This window comes from Kitasatospora sp. NPDC059646, assembly GCF_042734615.1.
GTDB lineage: Bacteria > Actinomycetota > Actinomycetes > Streptomycetales > Streptomycetaceae > Kitasatospora.
The window spans coordinates 1-20309 of record NZ_JBHWDS010000060.1; the positions used below are offsets into that span (position 1 = coordinate 1).

Annotated in this window: 16 protein-coding genes; 5 read left to right on the forward strand and 11 right to left on the reverse strand. The window is 73.1% G+C overall.

Annotated features, from left to right (window positions below):
- Window positions 1-495: substrate-binding domain-containing protein (locus tag ACFV1L_RS30975; protein ID WP_380372152.1), on the reverse strand; the 495-nt coding region annotated here is incomplete at its 3' end.
- A gap of 386 nt (window positions 496-881) precedes the next feature.
- Here ACFV1L_RS30975 and ACFV1L_RS30980 point away from each other — a divergent pair.
- Window positions 882-2960: an alpha-galactosidase gene (locus ACFV1L_RS30980; protein WP_380372154.1), complete on the forward strand. Its 2079-nt coding sequence runs from the start codon at window positions 882-884 to the stop codon at window positions 2958-2960.
- A 170-nt stretch (window positions 2961-3130) separates the two neighbouring features.
- Window positions 3131-5257, forward strand: coding sequence for an NPCBM/NEW2 domain-containing protein (locus ACFV1L_RS30985; protein ID WP_380372157.1), 2127 nt, complete (start codon window positions 3131-3133; stop codon window positions 5255-5257).
- 93 nt (window positions 5258-5350) lie between these two features.
- On the opposite strand, the gene glnA is transcribed toward ACFV1L_RS30985, so the two are convergent.
- The gene (glnA, locus tag ACFV1L_RS30990) at window positions 5351-6763 is read right to left on the reverse strand and encodes a type I glutamate--ammonia ligase (protein WP_380372160.1); all 1413 of its coding nucleotides are present in this window, start codon (window positions 6761-6763) and stop codon (window positions 5351-5353) included.
- A gap of 321 nt (window positions 6764-7084) precedes the next feature.
- On the opposite strand from glnA, the gene ACFV1L_RS30995 reads away from it, so the two are divergent.
- Complete coding sequence (locus tag ACFV1L_RS30995) at window positions 7085-7552, forward strand: RDD family protein (protein ID WP_380372162.1); 468 nt, start codon at window positions 7085-7087, stop codon at window positions 7550-7552.
- A gap of 117 nt (window positions 7553-7669) precedes the next feature.
- Here ACFV1L_RS30995 and ACFV1L_RS31000 read toward each other — a convergent pair whose 3' ends face one another.
- The 7 genes from ACFV1L_RS31000 to ACFV1L_RS31030 form a co-directional block, all read right to left on the reverse strand.
- Entirely contained in the window at window positions 7670-8356 is a 687-nt protein-coding gene (locus ACFV1L_RS31000; protein ID WP_035861895.1) for a DUF4191 domain-containing protein, read from the reverse strand.
- A 99-nt stretch (window positions 8357-8455) separates the two neighbouring features.
- On the reverse strand, window positions 8456-8608 hold the full coding sequence (locus ACFV1L_RS31005; RefSeq protein WP_167574028.1) for a hypothetical protein: 153 nt from the start codon (window positions 8606-8608) through the stop codon (window positions 8456-8458).
- A 174-nt stretch (window positions 8609-8782) separates the two neighbouring features.
- Window positions 8783-9736: a lipoyl synthase gene (lipA, locus tag ACFV1L_RS31010; RefSeq protein ID WP_380372166.1), complete on the reverse strand. Its 954-nt coding sequence runs from the start codon at window positions 9734-9736 to the stop codon at window positions 8783-8785.
- 138 nt (window positions 9737-9874) lie between these two features.
- Complete coding sequence (lipB, locus tag ACFV1L_RS31015) at window positions 9875-10645, reverse strand: lipoyl(octanoyl) transferase LipB (protein WP_380372243.1); 771 nt, start codon at window positions 10643-10645, stop codon at window positions 9875-9877.
- Window positions 10646-10750: 105 nt separating this feature from the next.
- A complete protein-coding gene (locus tag ACFV1L_RS31020) occupies window positions 10751-12643 on the reverse strand; it encodes a helix-turn-helix domain-containing protein (protein WP_380372168.1) in 1893 nt (630 codons plus the stop codon).
- Window positions 12644-12768: 125 nt separating this feature from the next.
- A complete protein-coding gene (locus tag ACFV1L_RS31025; RefSeq protein ID WP_380372170.1) occupies window positions 12769-14121 on the reverse strand; it encodes an MFS transporter in 1353 nt (450 codons plus the stop codon).
- Between the two features lie 69 nt (window positions 14122-14190).
- Window positions 14191-14964 (reverse strand): 3-hydroxybutyrate dehydrogenase, encoded by a 774-nt coding sequence (locus ACFV1L_RS31030; RefSeq protein ID WP_380372173.1) that lies wholly within the window; start codon window positions 14962-14964, stop codon window positions 14191-14193.
- A gap of 298 nt (window positions 14965-15262) precedes the next feature.
- On the opposite strand from ACFV1L_RS31030, the gene ACFV1L_RS31035 reads away from it, so the two are divergent.
- On the forward strand, window positions 15263-16870 hold the full coding sequence (locus ACFV1L_RS31035) for a regulator (RefSeq protein ID WP_380372176.1): 1608 nt from the start codon (window positions 15263-15265) through the stop codon (window positions 16868-16870).
- Window positions 16871-16917: 47 nt separating this feature from the next.
- On the opposite strand, the gene ACFV1L_RS31040 is transcribed toward ACFV1L_RS31035, so the two are convergent.
- Complete coding sequence (locus ACFV1L_RS31040; protein WP_380372179.1) at window positions 16918-18231, reverse strand: NAD(P)/FAD-dependent oxidoreductase; 1314 nt, start codon at window positions 18229-18231, stop codon at window positions 16918-16920.
- Window positions 18232-18571: 340 nt separating this feature from the next.
- Complete coding sequence (locus ACFV1L_RS31045; RefSeq protein WP_380372181.1) at window positions 18572-19501, reverse strand: TIGR01777 family oxidoreductase; 930 nt, start codon at window positions 19499-19501, stop codon at window positions 18572-18574.
- A gap of 249 nt (window positions 19502-19750) precedes the next feature.
- Here ACFV1L_RS31045 and ACFV1L_RS31050 point away from each other — a divergent pair, with 249 nt between their 5' ends.
- A complete protein-coding gene (locus ACFV1L_RS31050; protein WP_380372183.1) occupies window positions 19751-20254 on the forward strand; it encodes a GNAT family N-acetyltransferase in 504 nt (167 codons plus the stop codon).
- Window positions 20255-20309: the final 55 nt, after the last annotated feature.

Consider the following 20309-nt stretch of genomic DNA (forward strand, 5'->3'; position numbering starts at 1 on the left):
GCCGACCTCGCCGCCCATCTGCGCGCCGGAGAAGCCGATCCGCGGCACCAGGTCGGACTTGGCGCACTTCGCGGGGTCCGGTCCGGTGGAGCAGACCTGGTCGTCCGAGGTGAGCAGGGCGATCTTCGCGTCCCGCGCGGTCTGCACGACCTGCGGGCCCACCGCCGGGTCGGGCACCACCACGATGACGCCGTTGGTCTTCCGGGCGATCGCGGACTGCACCTCGCTGACGGTCTTGTTGGCGTCGTTGCCGAGGTTGACCACCTTCAGGTCGATGCCCAGCTCGGCGGCCTTGTTCTTCGCGCCGGCCGCCTCGCCGACGAAGTACTCCTGGTCGCCCTGCTTCTGCAGGTAGGTGATCGAGATCCTCCCGTCGACCGGGGCGACCGCGGGGGTGCCGGAGACGGACTCCTGGCCGGTGGAACAGGCGGTGGCGGTCAGGCCCAGGGTCAGCAGGAGCCCTGCGGCGGTACGGCGATCGGTGACACGGAACATGAGGGGAGGCTCCTTTGCGCCGGGCCGTCGGGCGGCTCGGGCGCGGGTGGGGAATCGGGGTGAGGGGGAAGGGCTCCTGGTTCCGCCGCGCAGGCTCGGTGGCCCGTCAAACCACAGAAACCAACATGCTCGAACGCGACGTCACACATCACAGTGCCATTGCACTGACATGTCAAGAGGGTGTGCAGCGGGGCCCGCTTGGGGCGCAAGTTCGGCTTGAACCGTTGCGAGGAAGGCGTGTTCGGGGTCTTGAGTGCCGCTTTCCGGTCTGGCTACCATGCGTTGCTTTCTGTTTGAAGTTCCTCCAGCCGTCGCTCTCTGGAGATGGATTCAACAGAACCAAGCGTCATGCGACACTCCCTCACACGCTCACCTGGAGCGCCCCCATGCGTCCACCCGCGCTACGCGCCCTGCTGCACGCCCTCGCGGCGCTGTCCCTCGCGGCATCCGGCCTCACGGCCGTCGCCGCCGCCTCCGCCCCCGCCGCGGCCCTCGACAACGGCCGCGCCCTCACCCCGCCGATGGGGTGGAACTCCTGGAACACCCTGGGCACCGCGGTGACCCAGCAACAGGTCGTCCAGACCATCGACTTCATGTCGTCCAAGGGCCTGGTGGCGGCCGGCTACGACACCGTCACCATCGACGACGGCTGGTCGCTCTCCCACCGCGACGGCCAGACCACCGACTTCGCCAAGACCCCCTACGGCGCGATGCAGCTGTACGACGCCGACCGCAACCCCACCAGCGGCACCGACGGCACCGGGTTCGACCTGACGACGGGACACCTGACACCGGACCCGAACCGCTTTCCGGCCCGCACCGTCGACGGGCGGACCCTCAACGGCATCCAGTACCTGTCGTGGTACGCCCACACCAAGGGCATGAAGCTCGGCCTCTACGCCACCGACACCTACACCACCTGCCAGGGGCACCCGGGCAGCCTCGGGCACGAGTCGACCGACGCCGCCGACTTCGTCGCCTGGGGCGTCGACTTCGTCAAGTACGACGACTGCCCCTACGGCCCGCCGATCGCCGGCCCGGACGGGTACGACTACGGAACCCAGGGCGAGGGCCGGGAACTCACCCGCTCCATCTACGCCCGCACCCAGGACTTCCAGCGCGCCCTGGACGCCGCCTCCGCGGCCCAGGGCCGACCCCGCGTCGTCCTGAGCGTGTCCGCCCAGCCCGTGCACACCGGCCTCCCGTACCTGCTGGCCGGCGACGACCCCGCCCGCACCGACCCGGTGATCACGGCGGCCGGCACCCCCGCCCGGCAGGCCCCCGGCTACGCACCGACCGGCATCTGGTGCGGCCAGGTCGCGAACCTCTGCCGGATCGGCGGCGACCGCGGCCCGGACCTCGAAGGCGTGCTCTTCAACGGCCAGCTGCGGACCGCGCTGGAGTACCCGGGCAACGTCCGGCCGGGCAGCTGGAACGACCTGGACATGATGTTCGCCGGCTGGCTCGACCCGTACGGCATCTACGGCACCACCGACACCTGCACCTGCCACAAGCCGATGAGCGACACCGAATCGCGCAGCGAGATGTCGATCCTCGCCATGACGGCCTCCCCGCTGATCTCCGGCGCCGACCTGCGCAGCGCCGCCGACTCCCAGCACAGCTCCGACGGCTACACCTGGTCCACGGGCATCAGCGACTCCGCCCTCGCCGTCTACAAGAACGCCGACGTCATCGCCGTCGACCAGGACAGCCTCGGCAAGCCCGCCACCCTGGTCGGCAGCCCCCCGGACGGCCCCACCGCCCCGATCGTCCTCAAGCGGCAGCTGGCGAACGGCGACACCGCCGTCCTGCTGGTCAACCAGGACCCGAACTCCGCCCGGACCGTCTCCACCACCCTGGGCGCACTCGGACTGGCCGGCCCCGGCTACTCCTCCAAGGAGCTGTGGACCGGAGCCACCGGCGACATCACCGGCACGCTCGGCGCCGCGCTCGCCCCGCACGGCGTGGCCATGTACCGGCTCAAGGCCCTGCCCGCGACCGTCCCCGCGGCGGTGATCGGCGACGGCCGCCACCACGGCATCAGCGCCGGCGGCACCGGCGGCCAGGTCCTGGAGGTCCGGGGCACGTGCAGCGCCCCCGACGGCTCGACCACCGACATCAACACCTGGTGGGACTGGCACACCTCGGAGCGGTGGCGCTTCGACCCCAACCCCGACGGCACGGTGCACATCACCGACGACTGCTTCACCGACACCCAGGTCCACGGCACCCTCACCGGACCGGCCGCGCCCGGCGGCCCGGCCTGGGTCCTCAACAGCTACGACCCCAACAGCCCCCACCAGAAGTGGCGCGTCGTCCAGAACACCGCCACCGGTGCGCTGACCATCACCAACGTCGCCACCGGCCTCGCCCTGGACGCCCCGCAGTCCACGCCCACGTCCGCCGTCGTCCTCGACCGGCCCGACGGATCGGCCGCCGGCCAGTCCTGGAGCCTGATGTCCTGAGACCGTGGACCCACCGAGCCCGGAGGGTGCGGGGCCGCGCCCCGCACCCTCCGCCGAGGAGCCCCGCGCCGCGCCGTCCGCGCCACGCCGTCGGCGGACCGCGCGACGGCTCCGTCCCGCTCCACCGTCCGTGCGGTCGACCGCCGCACGTCCCGTTCCCGGGAGGAACCTTGCAGTCCTTACGCGCAAAGCTGTCCCGCCGCATCGGCGGCGCCCTGACCTCACTCACCCTGCTGGCCGGTGGCGGCGCGCTCGCCGTCGGCACCCAGCTCGCCACCGCCCCACCGGCGCTGGCGCTCGACAACGGCCTCAACCTGACCCCCCAGATGGGCTTCAACAACTGGAACACCACCTGGTGCGGGTCCCAGTTCAACGAGGACCTGGTCAAGGGCATGGCCGACCTGTTCGTCAGCAAGGGCCTCAAAGCGGCCGGCTACCAGTACGTCAACCTCGACGACTGCTGGGCGCTGCCCACCCGGGACCTGTCCGGCAACCTGGTGCCCGACCCGGTCCGGTTCCCGCACGGCATCAAGGCACTCGCGGACTACGTCCACGCCAAGGGCCTGAAGTTCGGCCTCTACTCCAGCGCCGGCATCCACACCTGCGACGTCAAGGGCTTCCCCGGCGGCCTCGGCCACGAACAGCAGGACGCCGACCTGTGGGCCTCCTGGGGCGTCGACTACCTCAAGTACGACAACTGCAACAACATGGGCGTCGACGCGCAGACCCGCTACAAGGCGATGGGCGACGCGCTGAAGAAGACCGGCCGGCCGATCCTCTACAGCATCTGCGAATGGGGCTCCACCGGCCCGTGGAACTGGGCGCCGCCGGTCGGCAACTCCTGGCGCACCACCGGCGACATCAGCGACACCTGGCAGAGCATGATCTCCATCGCGCACGCCAACCAGGGACTCTCCGCCTACGCCAAGCCCGGCGCCTTCAACGACCCGGACATGCTGGAGGTCGGCAACGGCGGCATGACGGGCACCGAGTACCGCACCCACTTCAGCCTCTGGGCCGAAATGGCCGCACCCCTGCTGATCGGCGCCGACCTGCGCACCGCCCAGCAGGAGACGCTCGACATCCTCACCAACGCCGACGTCATCGCGATCGACCAGGACCCGCTGGGCAAGCAGGGCTCGGTGGTCTCCAACGACCACGGCCTGGTCGTCATGTCGAAGCCGCTGGCCGACGGCGGCCGCGCGGTCACCCTCACCAACGAGGGCTCCTACGACGCCACCCTCACCACCACCGTGCAGGCCGTCGGCATCGGCGGCGCGCCCTCGTACACGGTCAAGGACCTGTGGTCGAAGAAGACCACCACCAGCACCGGGACGATCAGCGCCACCGTCCCCGGCCACGGCACCGCGATGTTCCGGATCACCCCGAGCACGCCCGTCCCGCCGCCCACCGGCATGAGCTACCTGAGCGACCTGCCGTTCCTCGCCCAGGTCAACGGGTGGGGCCCGGCCGAACGCGACCGCAGCAACGGCGACTGGGCCGCCGGCGACGGCCACACCCTGGCCGTCCGCGGCACCACGTACGGCAAGGGCATCGGCACCAACGCCCCGAGCGACCTCACCTTCCACCTCGGCGGCACCTGCAAGAACCTGGTGACCGCCGTCGGCATCGACGACGAGACGTCCGGCAACGGCTCAGCCGTGTTCCGGATCTACAAGGACGGATCCCTCGCCGCCGACAGCGGGAGGCTCACCGGCAAGGACGCGGCCAAGAAACTCACCGTCGACCTCACCGGCGCCACCACGCTGCGGCTCGTGGTCACCGACGCCGGCGACGGCACCAGCTGGGACCACGCCGACTGGGCCGACGCCAAGGTCGCCTGCGGCAACGGCCCCGCCGCCGGCGCCCACCAGCTCTCCGACCTCACCTGGACCTCCGCCAGCAACGGCTGGGGCCAGGTCGAGAAGGACACCAGCAACGGCGACAACCAGTCCGGCGACGGACACACCATCACCATCAACGGGGCGACCTACGCCAAGGGCCTGGGCACCAACGCGCCCAGCGAGATCGTCTACTACCTCGGCGGCACCTGCACCTCGCTGACCACCGACGTCGGCGTCGACGCCGAGGCCATGGGCCGCGGCACCGTCGCCTTCCAGATCTGGAAGGACGGCACCAAGGCCGCCGACAGCGGCGTGCTGAACGCCGCCGCCGGCGCCAAGCACCTCACCGCCGACCTCACCGGCGCCTACGAACTCCACCTCGTCGTCACCGACGGCGGCGACGGCAACAACAGCGACCACGCCGACTGGGCCGCCCCCCTCCTCACCTGCTGACCGCCCCCACCCTGCTGCGGTGCCGGCCCCCCCACCCGGCACCGCACGGCCGGTCACCGCCGGGCACGCGGAACGCGGCCCCGTGAGTGCCTCTTACAGGTCGTAGTACAGCTCGAACTCGTGCGGGTGCGGGCGGAGGGCGATCGGGGCGATCTCCTGGGTGCGCTTGTAGTCGATCCAGGTCTCGATCAGGTCGGTGGTGAAGACGCCGCCGGCCAGCAGGTACTCGTGGTCGGCTTCGAGGGCGTCGAGGACGGCGCCGAGCGAGGCGGGGACCTGGGGGACGGCGGCGTGCTCGTCGGGGGCGAGTTCGTAGAGGTCCTTGTCGACGGGCTCGGCCGGCTCGATCTTGTTCTTGATGCCGTCGAGGCCGGCCATCAGCATGGCGGAGAAGGCCAGGTAGGGGTTGGAGGCCGGGTCGGGGGCGCGGAACTCGATGCGCTTGGCCTTGGCGTTTGAGCCGGTGATCGGGATGCGGATCGCCGCGGAGCGGTTGCGCTGCGAGTAGACCAGGTTGACGGGGGCCTCGAAGCCGGGCACCAGGCGGTGGTAGGAGTTCACCGACGGGTTGGTGAAGGCGAGCAGCGACGGGGCGTGCTTGAGGATGCCGCCGATGTAGTAGCGGGCGGTGTCGGACAGGCCCGCGTAGCCCTGCTCGTCGTAGAACAGCGGGTTGCCGCCGGTCCACAGCGACTGGTGGACGTGCATGCCGGAGCCATTGTCGCCGAAGATCGGCTTGGGCATGAAGGTGGCGGTCTTGCCGGCCCGCCAGGCGACGTTCTTGATGATGTACTTGAACAGCATCAGGTCGTCCGCGGCGTGCAGCAGGGTGTTGAACCGGTAGTTGATCTCGGCCTGCCCGGCGGTGCCGACCTCGTGGTGCTGGCGCTCCACGGTCAGCCCGGCGCGGCCGAGTTCGAGGGACATCTCGGCGCGCAGGTCGGCGAAGTGGTCGACCGGCGGGACGGGGAAGTAGCCGCCCTTGTACTTGACCTTGTAGCCGCGCACGTCGCCCTCGGCGGAGCCGGTGTTCCAGGCGCCCGCCACCGAGTCGATGTGGTAGTAGGACGCGTTGGCGCTGGTCTCGAAGCGCACCGAGTCGAAGACGTAGAACTCGGCCTCGGGCCCGAAGTAGGCGGTGTCGGCGATGCCGGAGGAGGCGAGGTACGCCTCGGCCTTGCGGGCCACGTTGCGCGGGTCGCGGCTGTAGGCCTCGCCGGTGATCGGGTCCTGGATGAAGAAGTTGATGTTGAGGTGCTTCTCGCCGCGGAACGGGTCCAGCCGGGCGGTGGCGAGGTCCGGGACGAGCGCCATGTCGGACTCGTGGATGGCCTGGAAGCCGCGGATCGAGGAACCGTCGAACATCAGCGTCTCGTCCGGGTCGAAGGTGTCCGCCGGAACCGCGAAGTGCTGCAGCACGCCCGGCAGGTCGCAGAACCGGACGTCGACGAACTTGATGTCGTTGTCCGCGATGTACTGCTTCACCTCGTCGGCGTTGGTGAACATCCGTACTCCTCCTCGGCGTGCGGTCTGAGCCTCCGTCAGGGACGACGGGAGCCCCCGTGCAGGGGGCTCACGATAGGAACGGCCCGTTTCCTGATCGTGACTCGGCTGTTTCCGACATGTTAACCAGGCCGCTCCGACGGGTGGCAAAGGGGGGCGGTCCGGGGCAAATCGACGGCCCCGCAGACGACGTGTACCCGGAATGGTTCAGACCACTCCTGGCAGTCGGCCGAACCCCGGTTCACCCCGACGGGATTCCGGCCGGGCGCGCCCCACCGCGGGCCCGGCACCGGCCGCGGCGGTAAGCCCGGTTAGGGTGGATCCGTGGACACCAGAGAAGCACTCGGATCGTGGATCGACGGCCCGAAGGCGGCCGCCGAGAAGATGGGCGCCGACTTCGGCCACCGCGGCGAGCGCCTCGGCCTGCCGCCCACCGGCCCCGGCTCGATCGCCGGCCCCGGCCGCCGGATCGGCGCCCTGTTCGTGGACGGCTGGCTGGTCAGCCTGGTCGCCTACGGCCTGATCTCGCAGGGCGACCAGGGCGCGGCCAACCTGTGGACCACCCCGCTCTTCTACGCGGTCACGGTGCTGTTCCTGGCCACCACCGGCACCACCATCGGCAAGCGCCTGTTCGGCCTGCGGGTGGTCCGGCTCGACGGCCGCCGCGCCACCATCCCGCAGGTGCTGCTGCGCACCCTGCTGCTGTGCCTGGTCATCCCGGCCGCCGTCTGGGACCGCGACACCCGCGGCCTGCACGACAAGGCCGTCGGCACCGTCGAGGTCCGGATCTGACCCGACGGCACACCCGCCGACAGCACGCCCGGGAACGCCTCCGGAACGTCGAACGGCCCCGCTCGCGGAGAGGAGTCTCGCGAGCGGGGCCGTGGTGTCCTACGGGGGAGTGGGCGCCTAGCGCGCGCCGCCCTTGGGCATCCGGGCGCCCTTCGGCATCGGGCCCTTGGGGATCGGCGCCTTCGACAGCAGGTCGCCGAGCGCCCGCAGCCGGTCGTTGGTCTCGGTGACCTGGGCGGCGGTGATGGCCCGCGGCAGTCGCATCAGGTGGATCTGCAGCTTCTTCAGCGGGATCTCGCCCTCGCCGTTGCCGACCATGATGTCGTGCACCGGGATGTCGCCGACGACGCGGGACATCTTCTTCTTCTCGGACGCCAGCAGCGGACGCACCCGGTTCGGGTTGCCCTCGCCGATCAGCGCGATGCCGGCCCGGCCGACCGCGCGGTAGACCGCGTCCTGGCTGCGGGTGACCGCGACCGGGGTCTGGTTGGCGCTCCAACCGCGGCGGATGTTGCCCAGCACCGCGGCGACCGCGCCCGGCTGGCCCTCCATCTGCCCGAACGCGGCGCGCTCGGCACGCCGGCCGAACACGATCGCGACCGCCAGCACTGCCACCACGAAACCGAGAATGCCCAGGTAGACCGGGTGGTCCAGGGCGAAGCCGATGGCGAGGAACACGCCGAAGGTCAGCAGGCCGACGCCGGCGATGATCAGGCCGATCTTGGAGTCGACCTGCTTGGTCATGACATATGCCTGGCGGATCTGTGCGAGCCGCCCAGGAGTATCGGATTTTTGCCTCGCCATACCGCTCATGGTACGTGCCGGGGGTGGCGATCTTCCAAGGCGGTGCCGGTTCCGTGACCCTGGACTTCCCCTGATCCCGGCCCGGACACCGACCGTGTCTCAGGCGCTGCGCTCCGGCACCCGCACGGGGCGCTCGCGCTCGTCCGCCAGCCGCCGGTTCTCGCACACCGCCGCCCACGCGTTGCGGCGCGCGCCGCGGATCAGCAACACCTGTTCGGCCCGCCGCAGGGCGGTCCTGAGTCCGGTACGCATGACGTCACCAACTCCTCGACCCGGGTACCGCTCCAGCGTCCCGGACGCCCGTTACCGTACGGTGACCCGGCCGTCAATGCCACGTGAAACGTCGGCGGTTAGCCCGGACGGCCCCGGACGCGCCGGAGGGCGGACCCGAACGGGCCCGCCCTCCGCGCACGGCGCACCAGGCGCTCAGACGGCCGCCTGCTCGCGGCGCTCCAGCGCCTGCCGGTACAGCCGGCCGGCCCGGTACGAGGAACGCACCAGCGGGCCGGACATCACACCGGCGAAGCCCAGCTCCTCGGCCTCCTCCTGGAGCTCGACGAACTCCTGCGGCTTCACCCAGCGCTCCACCGGGTGGTGGCGCAGCGAGGGCCGCAGGTACTGGGTGATGGTGATCAGCTCGCAGCCGGCGTCGACCAGGTCGGCCAGCGCCTCGCTGATCTCCTCGCGGGTCTCGCCCATGCCCAGGATCAGGTTCGACTTGGTGACCAGCCCGGCCGCCCGGGCCTGGGTGATCACGTCCAGCGAACGCTCGTACCGGAACGCCGGACGGATCCGCTTGAAGATCCGCGGCACCGTCTCCACGTTGTGCGCGAGCACCTCGGGGCGGGACGAGAAGACCTCGGCGAGCTGCTCCGGCACCGCGTTGAAGTCCGGGATCAGCAGTTCGACGCCGGTCCGGCCGGCCTCGCGGGCGGCCGTCATCGCGTGCACCTGGCGGACCGTCTCCGCGTACAGCCACGCGCCGCCGTCCTCCAGGTCGTCGCGGGCGACGCCGGTGATGGTGGCGTAGTTCAGGTCCATCGTGACGATGGACTCGGCGACCCGGCGCGGCTCGTCCCGGTCGAACTCGGCGGGCTTGCCGGTGTCGATCTGGCAGAAGTCGCAGCGGCGGGTGCACTGGTCGCCGCCGATCAGGAAGGTCGCCTCGCGGTCTTCCCAGCACTCGAAGATGTTGGGGCAGCCCGCCTCCTGGCAGACCGTGTGCAGCCCCTCCTTCTTCACCAGGGAGTGCAGGGCGTTGTACTCCGGCCCCATCTTCGCCCTGGTCTTGATCCACTCGGGCTTCCGCTCGATGGGGGTCTCGCTGTTGCGGACCTCCAGGCGGAGAAGCTTCCTGCCGTCGGGTGCGACAGCGGACACGTGCGACTCCTAGAACTAGACGGGGTACTCCACAGGGTACGCCGTTGCTTCGATGGCCTGCTCGGGGCCCCGGGCCTTCGTTCGGAAGGCAACGCCGGGCGCGGCGCAGCGATTCCGGGCCCCGGCGGGCCGGTGGCGTCAGACCGCGACGGCGGGCTCGGGCAGTTCGGCGAACACCTCGGCCAGCTTCCGCTCCACCGTCGCCACCGCGTCCGCGACCGGGAACGGGCGGGCCAGCTCGCCGCTCAGCGAGGCCACCCCGGCGTCCCGGATGCCGCACGGGACGATCTTGTCGAAGTAGGTCATGTCCGGGTCGCAGTTCAGCGCGAAGCCGTGCATGGTCACGCCGCGGGCCACCCGCACGCCGATCGCCGCGAGCTTGCGGTCGTCGCCGCGCTGGCCGGCGTTGGACGGGGCGTACTCGGGGCCCGCGAGCCGCGGGTCGATGCCCAGCGGCAGGCCCATCCGCAGCGTCAGCTTGCCGATCTCCACCACCTGCGACGGGTCCACCACCGCGCCGGGGATCTCCGCGCCCAGCTTCCACACGCCGCTGCGGCCCTCGACCCGGGTGGTCTCCACCCCGAACTCGGTGCAGGCCCGGATCAGCGCCTCCTCCAGCCGGCGCACGTACGCCACCACGTCGATCGGGTCCGGCAGCTTCACGATCGGGTACCCCACCAGCTGGCCGGGGCCGTGCCAGGTGATCTCGCCGCCGCGGTTGACCTCCACCACCGGCGTCCCGTCCAGCGGCAGGTCCTCCGGGTTGGTGCGCTTGCCCATCGTGTAGACCGGGTCGTGCTCCAGCAGCAGCACCGTGTCCGGGATCTCGTCCGCCACCCGCAGCGCGTGCAGCCGCTGCTGCTCCGCCCACGCCTCCTGGTAGGGGACGGTCCGCTCGCCTATCCCCATCCGCACGAACCGCACGTTCTCGCTCACCACACCACTCCCGGTCGGCCGGATCAGCCCAACCTCGCCACTGTACGCCCAGCGGGGCGCACAGCCGGGGGAGCGCCCTCAGTCACCCGCCAACAGCTGGAGCCGCAGGGCGAGTTGCAGCTCCAGTGCCCGCTCCGGCTGGTTCCAGTCGCGGCCGAGCAGCACCTCGACCCGGTCGAGCCGCTGGACCACCGTGTTCACGTGGACGTGCAGCAGGTCCTTGGCGCGGGTCAGGCTGCCGCCGCAGTCGAAGTAGGCGCGCAGGGTGCGGACGAGTTCGGTGCCGCGCTTGGCGTCGTAGTCGAGGAGCGGTCCGAGGGTGGCGCGGACGAAGCCCTCGACGTCGTGGCCGTCGCCGAGCAGGACGCCGAGGAAGCCGAGGTCGGCCGCGCACGCGCCGTCGCCCTCGCGGCCGAGGACGCACAGCGCCCGGACGCAGCGCACGCCCTCCGCGTAGGCCGCGGCCAGCGCGACGGGCCCGCTCGCGGCGCGTCCGGTGCCGACGGTGACCGGTGACCCGACCAGCCGGGCGAGGCGCTCCGCGGCGGTCGCGGCGACCGCGCCGTCGCCGGCGCCGTCGTGCGGGACCAGCAGCACCACGCCGTCGCCGAACTCGGCGCTGATGCCGCGGGAGCCGAACAGGTAGCGGGCGGCGGCGCCGGCCAGCCGTTCCCGGGCGGAGCTCTCGGCGGCGACGGCGACCAGCACGAGATGGGGGCGGCCGAGGTCGACGCCGAGGCGGCGGCCGCGGGCGGTGAGGCCGGAGGGGTCGCGGTCGGGGGCGGTGAGCAGGTCGGCGAGGAGTTCGCCGCGGACCCGGTTCTCGGTCTCGGCGACCGAGCGCCGCAGCAGGAGCAGCAGCGCGGTGACCACGCTGGCGCGTTCGAACACCCGCCGGTCGGCGTCGTCCAGCTCGGGTCTGCCGTGCAGCACCAGGGAGCCGAGGAGTTCCTGTCCGGCCAGGACCGCGCACACCCAGTCCGCGCCGTGCCGGACCGCGTGGCCCTCGGTGCGGGAGGAGGCGACGGCGTCCGCCAGGCCGTCGGGGGCGCCGCCGGGGCCGGTGAGCGGGGTGCCCTCGGCGTCGTGGACGGAGGCCTGGCCGTCGAGCAGCGCGGCGACCTCCGCGGCCACGTCGGAGACCTCCGCGCCGCGCAGGACGAGGTCGGTGAGCCGGTCGTGGGCCTGCTCGGCGCGCTGGACGGAGCCCGCGTGGGCGCGGATGACGGCGTTGGCGGTGGCGAGCTCGGCGAGCGCGGCGCGGGTGTCGGCGAGCGACTTGGCGGTGTCCAGGGCGATGGCGGCGTGTGCGGCGAGGGTGCAGAGCAGGGCGACCTCGTCGGGGGAGAAGGCGCGCGGGGTGCGGTCGGCGGCGAACAGTACGCCGATCACGGTGCCGCCGAGCAGCAGCGGGACGCCGATGATGGCGACCAGGCCCTCGTCGAGCACGCCGGCGTCGATCTGGCCGGTGTGCCGGAAGCGTTCGTCGACCCGGTAGTCGTGGGAGGCGTAGGGGCGGGCGGTCTGGGCGACCAGGCCGCCGAGGCCGTCGCCGAGGCTGAGCCGGAGGGTCTGGAAGAGCGGCGACACGGAGCCGTCGGTGACCCGCATGTAGGTGTCGCCGGCCTGCTCGTCGGGGAGGGTGAGGTACGCGGTGTCGGTGCCGAGCAGCATCCGGGCGCGGCGGACGATGGCCTGCAGCACGGCGTCGAGGTCGCGGGAGGCGGCGAGGTCGCCGGCGGTGTCGAACAGCGCGGTCAGTTCGGCTTCGCGGCGGCGGTGCTGACGCATCGTCCGGTGCACGCGCAGGGCCTGCCAGGTGGCGTCGTCGATCTCGGTCAGGACCTGGGCGGGTGCGCCCTGCCGGCGGGCGTCGGCGAGGACTTCGGCGAAGTCCTCGGTGGCGGCGCCGGTCGCCAGCAGGTCGAGGAGTCTGCGCAGCGCCGGTGCGGCGGTGGTGTGGCGGTCCATTCGGTCTTCCCTGTCACTCGTGCCCCCCCGTGGCCCCGTTCGCCCGCGGCCCGTCGCAGGAACGGGCCGGGGCCGCGCCGCCGGGCGGGTGCCCGGGGACGCGGCCCTGATTTTGTCGGAAGTGGTCAGACCGTCGTATCGGCCTTCACCGAGTCCACCCGAGCGCCGTCCGCCTCGGCGAGGTCGGCGCCGCGGGTCTCCCGGCCGCACAGGACGGCCAGGACGGTGATGGCGGCGGCGATCGCCACGTACACGGCGATCGGGGTGGCGCTGCCGTAGTCCTTGAGCAGCGCGGTGGCGATCAGCGGGGCGGGGGCGCCGGCCGCGACGGAGGAGAACTGGGCGCCGATGGAGGCCCCGGAGTAGCGGGTGCGGGTGGCGAACAGCTCGGAGAAGAACGCGGCCTGCGGGGCGTACATCATGCTGTGGAAGACCAGGCCGACGGTGACGGCGGTGACCAGGGCGGTGAAGTCCTCGGTGTCGACCATGCCGAAGAACACGAACGACCAGATGCCGACGCCGACCGCGCCGACCAGGTACACCGGCTTGCGGCCGACCCGGTCGGAGAGCGCCCCGAACAGCGGGATCAGCGCGAACTGGATCGCCGAGCCGATCAGCACGGCGTTCAGCGCGGTCTGCTTGGGCAGGTGGGCCTGGCCGACGGCGTACGCCAGCACGAAGGTGGTCATCACGTAGTACGAGATGTTCTCCGCCATGCGGGCGCCCATCGCCACCAGCACGTCCCGCCAGTGGTCGCGCAGCACCGCCACCAGCGGCGGCTTCTGGCGCTCCGTCCGCTGCTCGGCCGCCGCCAGCGCCGCCTTGAACAGCGGCGACTCGTCCACCGCCAGCCGGATCCACAGGCCCACCATCACCAGCACCGCGGACAGCAGGAACGGCACCCGCCAGCCCCAGGCCAGGAACGCCGCGTCCGACTGCACGGCCGTCATCAGCGACAGCACACCGGCCGCCAGCAGGTTGCCGGCCGGCGCGCCGCCCTGCGGCCAGGACGCCCAGAAGCCGCGCCGCCGCCGGTCGCCGTGCTCGGAGACCAGCAGCACCGCGCCGCCCCACTCGCCGCCCAGCGCGAACCCCTGCACCAGCCGGAGCGCCGTCAGCATGACCGGCGCCGCCACGCCGACCTGGTTGTACGTCGGCAGGCAGCCGATCAGGGTGGTCGCCCCGCCCATCAGCAGCAGCGACAGCACCAGCAGCTTCTTGCGGCCGATCCGGTCGCCGAAGTGCCCGAACACCAGCGCGCCCAGCGGCCGGGCGGCGAACCCGATCGCGTAGGTGAGGAAGGACAGCAGGGTGCCCGTCAGCGGATCCGACTTCGGGAAGAACACGTGCCCGAAGACCAGCGCCGCGGCCGATCCGTACAAGAAGTAGTCGTACCACTCGATGGTGGTGCCGATCAGCGAGGCGGCGACCACCCTGGGCAGGGAGGCGGTTCTCGCGACGTCGGGAGAGGCAGCCATCAGGGATTCCCTTTGCGGAAGTGGGGGGTGAGGGAAGGTCAGGACCCTATCGGCCCGCTGCGGCCGGACTCAGTGCGCGGTCCAGCCGCCGTCCACCGGCAGGCTCGCGCCGGTGATGTAGGAGGCGCTCGGCGTGCACAGCCACACCGCCAGCTGCGCCACCTCGTCCGGTTCGATCAGCCGCTTCACGGCGGTGCGGTCGAGCATGATCTGCTCCACCACCTCGTCCTCGTGGATGCCGTGCGCCAGCGCCTGCGCGGCGATCTGCTTCTCCACCAGCGCGGTGCGCACGTACGCCGGGTTGATGCAGTTGCTGGTCACCCCGTACGGGGCGCCCTCCAGGGCGACGGTCTTGCTCAGGCCCTCCAGGGCGTGCTTGGCCGTCACGTACGCCGACTTGAAGGCGCTGGCCCGCAGGCCGTGCACCGAGGAGACGTTGACCACCCGGCCCCACTCGCGCTCGTACATGTGCGGCAGGGTGCGGCGCAGGATCCGGAACGGGGCCTCCACCATGACCCGCTGGATCAGCGTGAACCGCTCCATCGGGAACTCGTGCACCGGCGCGACGTGCTGCAGGCCGGCGTTGTTGACCACGATGTCCGCGTCGGCGGGCAGCGCGTCCACCGCGTCCGGGTCGGACAGGTCGGCGACGTGCGCGACCCCGCCGATCCGCTCCGCCAGCTCCTCGGCGGGCGCGGCGGCCAGGTCGACGACGTACACGCGAGCGCCGGCCGCGGCGAACGCCTCCGCGCAGGCCCTGCCGATGCCGGAGGCGGCGCCGGTCACCAGCGCGGTGCGGCCGTGCAGCGGGGGCCGGGGGAGCGGGTCAGAAGTGGTGTCCATGGCCGAGAACGGTAGGAATCCGCGGCCCCCGCAACGATGTGGGCGGACACCACAGCATCCCCGCTCTTCATGGTGCCGACCGCCATGCGCCCGGAACGCGGGCAGCGGCCCCCGAACTCAAACACGCGGCGCCCGTGCTTCCTCACAACGGGCGGGGCTGCTTCACCCGTTCGGAGGATGGGCGGGCCGAATCCACCCATAGCGCCCCAATGCTCGCTACATTCGCGCCGATTCCCGATCAGGGGGCGCTGTCCCGGGCAGGAGGGGCCGGAACGGCGCCTGAGAGGTGTGGACTGCTATGCCCCAACGGCCCGTAATCGACAGCCCGGCGTACCGACCGCTCGACCCGCTCGACCCGCGCCCGACCGGAGCGGCCGAGACCCCTCCGCGCGCCGCCGAGCCGGCCGACGTCCCGTCCGCCGGGCGCGCCCAGAACCCGCAACTCGCGGCGCTCATCGAGGAGTCCGGCTTCTCGCACGCCGGCCTCGCCCGGCGGGTCGACCAACTCGGCCTGGAACACGGCCTCGACCTGCGCTACGACAAGACCTCGGTGACCCGCTGGCTGCGCGGCCAGCAGCCGCGCGGCGCCACCCCGGCCCTGATCGCGGAGGTGTTCACCCGCCGCCTCGGCCGCCGGCTCACCGCCCAGGACGTCGGCCTGGACGCCTGCGCCCCGGTCTACGCCGGGCTGGAGTTCGCCGAGACCCCGCAGGAGGCCGTCGACATCGTCGCCTCCATGTGGCGCAAGGACAACGGCCCCTACGCCGAACTCCGCAAGATCGCCTTCACCCCCGCCGGCCTGGTCGTCCCCAGCCGCGACTGGCTGATCGGCCGCACCGACGAACGCGTCGCCCGCGACGGCACCACCCTCACCCCCGAGGAGCTGCGCACACCCCCGCAGAGCGGCGCCGCCCGGGTCCCCCAGCAGGCCCCGCGCCGCCCGGCCGGCGGCGCCCCCGAACCCGCCGCCGCGGACCCCCGGGAGAGCCGGCCCCCGGTCCGGGTCGGCCGCGGCGACATCGCCGCGATCCGCGCCGTCGGCGACCTGTTCCGCGCCCTCGACCACGCCTACGGCGGCGGCCACGCCCGGCAGGCGCTGGTCCGCTACCTGGAGAGCGAGGCCGAACCGATGCTCCGCGGCCGCTACGGCGAACAGATCGGCCGCGCCCTGTTCGGCGCCGTCGCCGACCTGACCAGGCTGGCCGGCTGGACGTCCTTCGACATCGCCGCGCACGGCCTGGCCCAGCGCTACTTCGTCCAGGCGCTGCGGCTGTCCCAGGCGGCCGGCGACCGGATCCTCGGCGGCTTCGTGCTCACCACGATGAGCCAGCAGGCCGTCCACCTCGGGCACGCCCGGGAGGCCATCCAGCTGGCCCGGGTCGCCCAGCAGGGCGTCGGCACCACCGCCGCGCCGGTCGTCCAGGCGCTGATGCACGCCGCCGAGGCCCGCGGCCACGCCCTGGCCGGCGACGTGCGGGCCTGCACCACCGCCCTGGTGCGCTGCGAACGGGCCCTGGCCACCGCTCGCAGCGGCGACGAAGTCCCGTCCTGGGCCCGCTACTTCGACGACGCCCAGCTCGCCGACGAGTTCGCCCACTGCTACCGCGACCTGCAGCAGTGGCGCCCGGCCGCCCAGCACGCCGAGAAGTCGCTGCGGCTGCGCGCCCCCGCCTACGCCCGCAGCCGGATCCTGTGCCGCCTGGTGCTCGCCTCGGCCCGGCTCGGCATGGGCGACGTCGACGAGTCCTGCTCGATGGCCACCGACTCGCTCCGCGCCGCCGGCGAGATGCGCTCCGCCCGCACCGTCGAGTACCTCCGCGACTTCCACCGCCGCCTGGCCCCCTACCGCACGACGCCGGCGGCCCGCGCCTTCGAGGAGGCGACCCGGCAGGCGGGCGTGATCTGAGCCGGAGGGGGCCCGGGGAGCGGCCGCCGTTCCCCGGGCCCCGGCCGCTACGCCGCCGCCTCGACGGTCTCCGCCCCGGTCTGCACCCCCAGGTCGCGCAGCACCGCGTCCGCGGCCCGCCGGCCCGAGGCGAGGGCGCCGTTGAAGGTGCCGGTGTCCCGGTGGTCGCCGCAGACGTACAGGCCGGCCAGCAGGCGGACGGAGCGGCGGAAGTGGTGCGGCGGGGGCATCGAGACCACCGCGTCCGGGACGTGGCGGACCGTCAGGAACTCCCAGGCGGCGGTGGAGACGCCGTACAGGTCGGCCAGCCGCCGCCGCACCGCGGGCTCGTCGCCGGCCGGGCCGCCGGAGTCGAAGGCGCGGCGGCCGAGCACGGTGGTGGCGATCAGCGCCCGGCCGTCGGCGGCGTAGGACGGGTCGGCGTCGCTGAGCACCAGCGAGTGCGAGACGGCGGTGCGCTCGGCGTCCAGCAGCAGCATCGGCTCGCCCAGCGGGGAGCGGTTGGCCGCGTGGTAGTAGGTGGTGACGGGGTGGAAGCCGGGCTGCCGCAGCCCCGGGAGCAGCGCGCCGGCGGTCGCCGCGTCGGTGGCGACCACCACCGCGCGGGCCCGGATCCGGCCGTGCGCGGCGGTCTCCACGCCGTCCGTGCCGACCGAGGTGACCTCCACGCCGAACCGCACCGTCCCCTCCGGCAGTCCGGCCGCCAGCTGGGCGGGAACGGCGCCGATCCCCGCCGCCGGGAGGCACAGCCGGCCCCGGGCGTAGGCCCGCAGCACCAGGTCGGCGACCCGGCTGGAGGTGCCGAGCGCCGGATCGGACAGCAGCGCGGCGAGCAGCGGACGCAGGAAGCCGTCCACGGTGCGGCCGGGCAGGCCGCGATCGGCCAGCGCCCGCGCCGCGGTGGTCTCCTGACGGGCGACCAGCTTGGCGGTGGGGGTGGCGGCGAGCCGGGACAGCGCGGAGGCCAGCCGGGCCCGGTCCAGCGGGGTGCCGAGCGGGCTGCGGGTGGCGGCCTGCCGGGCGGGGGTGAGCTGCGGGTCGCCGGCCCGGTAGGTGCGGCCGCTGCTGTGCACCAGGACGCCGGGGGCGAGCGGGCGCAGCTCCAGCCGCTCCAGGTCGAGGCGGCGGGCGAGTTCGGGGTGGGCGGTGTTGAGCAGGTGACCGCCGAGGTCGAGGCGGAAGCCGTCGAGTTCCCGGGTGGCGGTGCGCCCGCCGACCCGCTCGGTGGCCTCCAGGACCTGGACGTTGAGACCCCGGGCGGCCAGTGCGGCGGCGGCGGTCAGCCCTGCGACGCCTGCGCCGACCACGATCGCGTCGGGGTCGGCGGCGTGGACGCGGCTGATGAAGTCATGTGCGGGCACGAATGGGTGCTCCCTCCCTGGCGGAGCCCTCCGCGGCCGCCGCGCGCGGCGGTGCCCGCGAGCGTGCGGGTGGGTGCCGGGGCGGGCCGCGGGGGACAGGACGACAATGGTCCGTCGGTGTGATGCCCAGTCACCCGGCTACCCAGACCGCCGCCGGACACTCAATCGGCCGGCCGGACCGGAAGCGGGGACACGCCGGTTCGGTTCGGTCACCCACCGTGCGTCAAATCCGGCGCGCGGAACGGGAACGGGCGCGCACCGTCACCGTTCACACCCCACGCGCCGTCCCCATGCACCCGTGCGCCCCCCTGATGTCGCGTCAGGAGACGACCGCGGAGCGTCAGGACGAACGCCGTCCCAACGCCGCCGACACGATCGACGGCAGATCCGGGTGCTCGAACTCGAACCCCGCCTCCACCAGGGCCTTCGGCACCACCCGGTGACTGCCCACCACCTCGACGGCCATCTCCCCGAGCACCGCGCGCAGCGCCCACTCCGGCACCGCGAACACCGCGGGCCGGCCCAGCTGTTCGGACAGCTCGGCGGTCAGCTCGGCGTTGCTGACGGGCTCCGGCCCGGTCAGGTTGACAGGGCCGCTCAGCTCCCGGCGCCCGATCAGGAAGCGGAGCGCGGCGACCTCGTCGGCCAGCGAGATCAGGCTCCAGTACTGGCGGCCGCTGCCGAGCCGGCCGCCCAGCCCGAGCCGGAACAGCGGCAGCAGCCGGGCCCCCGCGCCGCCCTTCGGATCGAGCACCAGCCCGGTGCGCGGGTGCACCACCCGGATGCCGGCGTCCGCGGCGGGCCGCGCGGCGTCCTCCCACTCCTGGCACACCGTGGACAGGAAGTCGCTGCCGCTGGGCGACTGCTCGTCGATCACCTGGTCGCCGGTCTGCCCGTACCAGCCGACCGCGGACGCGCTGACCAGCACCTCCGGCGGCGTCTTCAGCCGGGCCAGCGCGGCCGCCAGCGTCTCGGTGCCGAGCACCCGGCTGTCCCGGATCTCCCGCCGGTAGGCGTCCGACCAGCGCCGGTCGCCGACACCCGCCCCGGCCAGGTGGACCACCGCGTCCACCCCCTCCAGCGCGGCGCCGTCGATCTGCATCAGCAGAGGGTTCCACCCCACCCCGACCGTCCCGTCCGCCTGCGGCCCGGTGCGCGACCGCCGCCGCACCAGCCGCAGCACCTCGTGCCCGTCCCCGACCAAGGAGTCCACCAGCGCGGACCCGATCAACCCCGTGGAACCTGTCACCGCGATACGCATGCCGCCCATCCTTCCAGTCCTCACCACCCCCGGGACGGCTGCGACCCGCAGGCCGGGTGCGGGCGCCCCGAGTTGACGCGGCCTCGGCCGGGCAGCCGCCGCCGTCCCGCTCCCGCACCGCGTGCGGGCCCGGATCGGCCCGGCGCCGCCCGTCCGCCCGCGCCGCCCGGGCCTGCACCGACGGCCCCGGCCCTCGCTCCCCGCCTGCCCCCCGTCGCGCAGACAATTCCCGGCACGGTCGGACGTGGACCACCTACCATGGCCGCCATGCCATCGACCGATCCGATCATCCGACCCGCGCAGGAGCGGGACGAGCAGGCGATCCGCGCCATCGACCACGCCGTCTGGTCGCCGCTGAGCGAAGTCGCCCCCAGGGGCGCGGCCGATGCGCCCGTCTTCGACCCCCGGCACCGGCCCGACCAGTACCTGGTCGCCGAGCTCGACGGCGAGGTGGTCGGCTACATCCGCCAGGTCCAGGAGATCCCCCTGGAGTCCAACGCCCACGTCCGGCAGATCCAGGGCCTGGCGCTGCTCCCGCGGGCCCGCGGCCGGGGCATCGGCGACGCCCTGCTCGCCGCCGCCTGCGACGCCGCCCGCGCGGCCGGCGCCCGCCGCCTGACGCTGCGGGTGCTCGGCCACAACGCGCCCGCCCGGCGCCTGTACGAGCGCAACGGGTTCCAGGTGCTCGGCGTCCTGCCCGGCCACTTCCTGCTGGAGGACCGCTACGTCGACGACGTCTGGATGGGCCGCGCCCTGGACTGACCGGTCGTCCGGGCGGCCCGTCAACTGCCCTGTGCCGCCGCCTGATTCGTGACCG

Coding starts and splice junctions, on each gene's coding strand:
- ACFV1L_RS30980 (WP_380372154.1), top strand. CDS start 882: ATGCGTCCACCCGCGCTACGCGCCCTGCTGCACGCCCTCGCGGCGCTG.
- glnA (WP_380372160.1), bottom strand. CDS start 6,763: ATGTTCACCAACGCCGACGAGGTGAAGCAGTACATCGCGGACAACGAC.
- ACFV1L_RS31000 (WP_035861895.1), bottom strand. CDS start 8,356: ATGGCGAGGCAAAAATCCGATACTCCTGGGCGGCTCGCACAGATCCGC.
- ACFV1L_RS31005 (WP_167574028.1), bottom strand. CDS start 8,608: ATGCGTACCGGACTCAGGACCGCCCTGCGGCGGGCCGAACAGGTGTTG.
- lipB (WP_380372243.1), bottom strand. CDS start 10,645: ATGGGGATAGGCGAGCGGACCGTCCCCTACCAGGAGGCGTGGGCGGAG.
- ACFV1L_RS31020 (WP_380372168.1), bottom strand. CDS start 12,643: ATGGACCGCCACACCACCGCCGCACCGGCGCTGCGCAGACTCCTCGAC.
- ACFV1L_RS31025 (WP_380372170.1), bottom strand. CDS start 14,121: ATGGCTGCCTCTCCCGACGTCGCGAGAACCGCCTCCCTGCCCAGGGTG.
- ACFV1L_RS31030 (WP_380372173.1), bottom strand. CDS start 14,964: ATGGACACCACTTCTGACCCGCTCCCCCGGCCCCCGCTGCACGGCCGC.
- ACFV1L_RS31035 (WP_380372176.1), top strand. CDS start 15,263: ATGCCCCAACGGCCCGTAATCGACAGCCCGGCGTACCGACCGCTCGAC.
- ACFV1L_RS31045 (WP_380372181.1), bottom strand. CDS start 19,501: ATGGGCGGCATGCGTATCGCGGTGACAGGTTCCACGGGGTTGATCGGG.
- ACFV1L_RS31050 (WP_380372183.1), top strand. CDS start 19,751: ATGGCCGCCATGCCATCGACCGATCCGATCATCCGACCCGCGCAGGAG.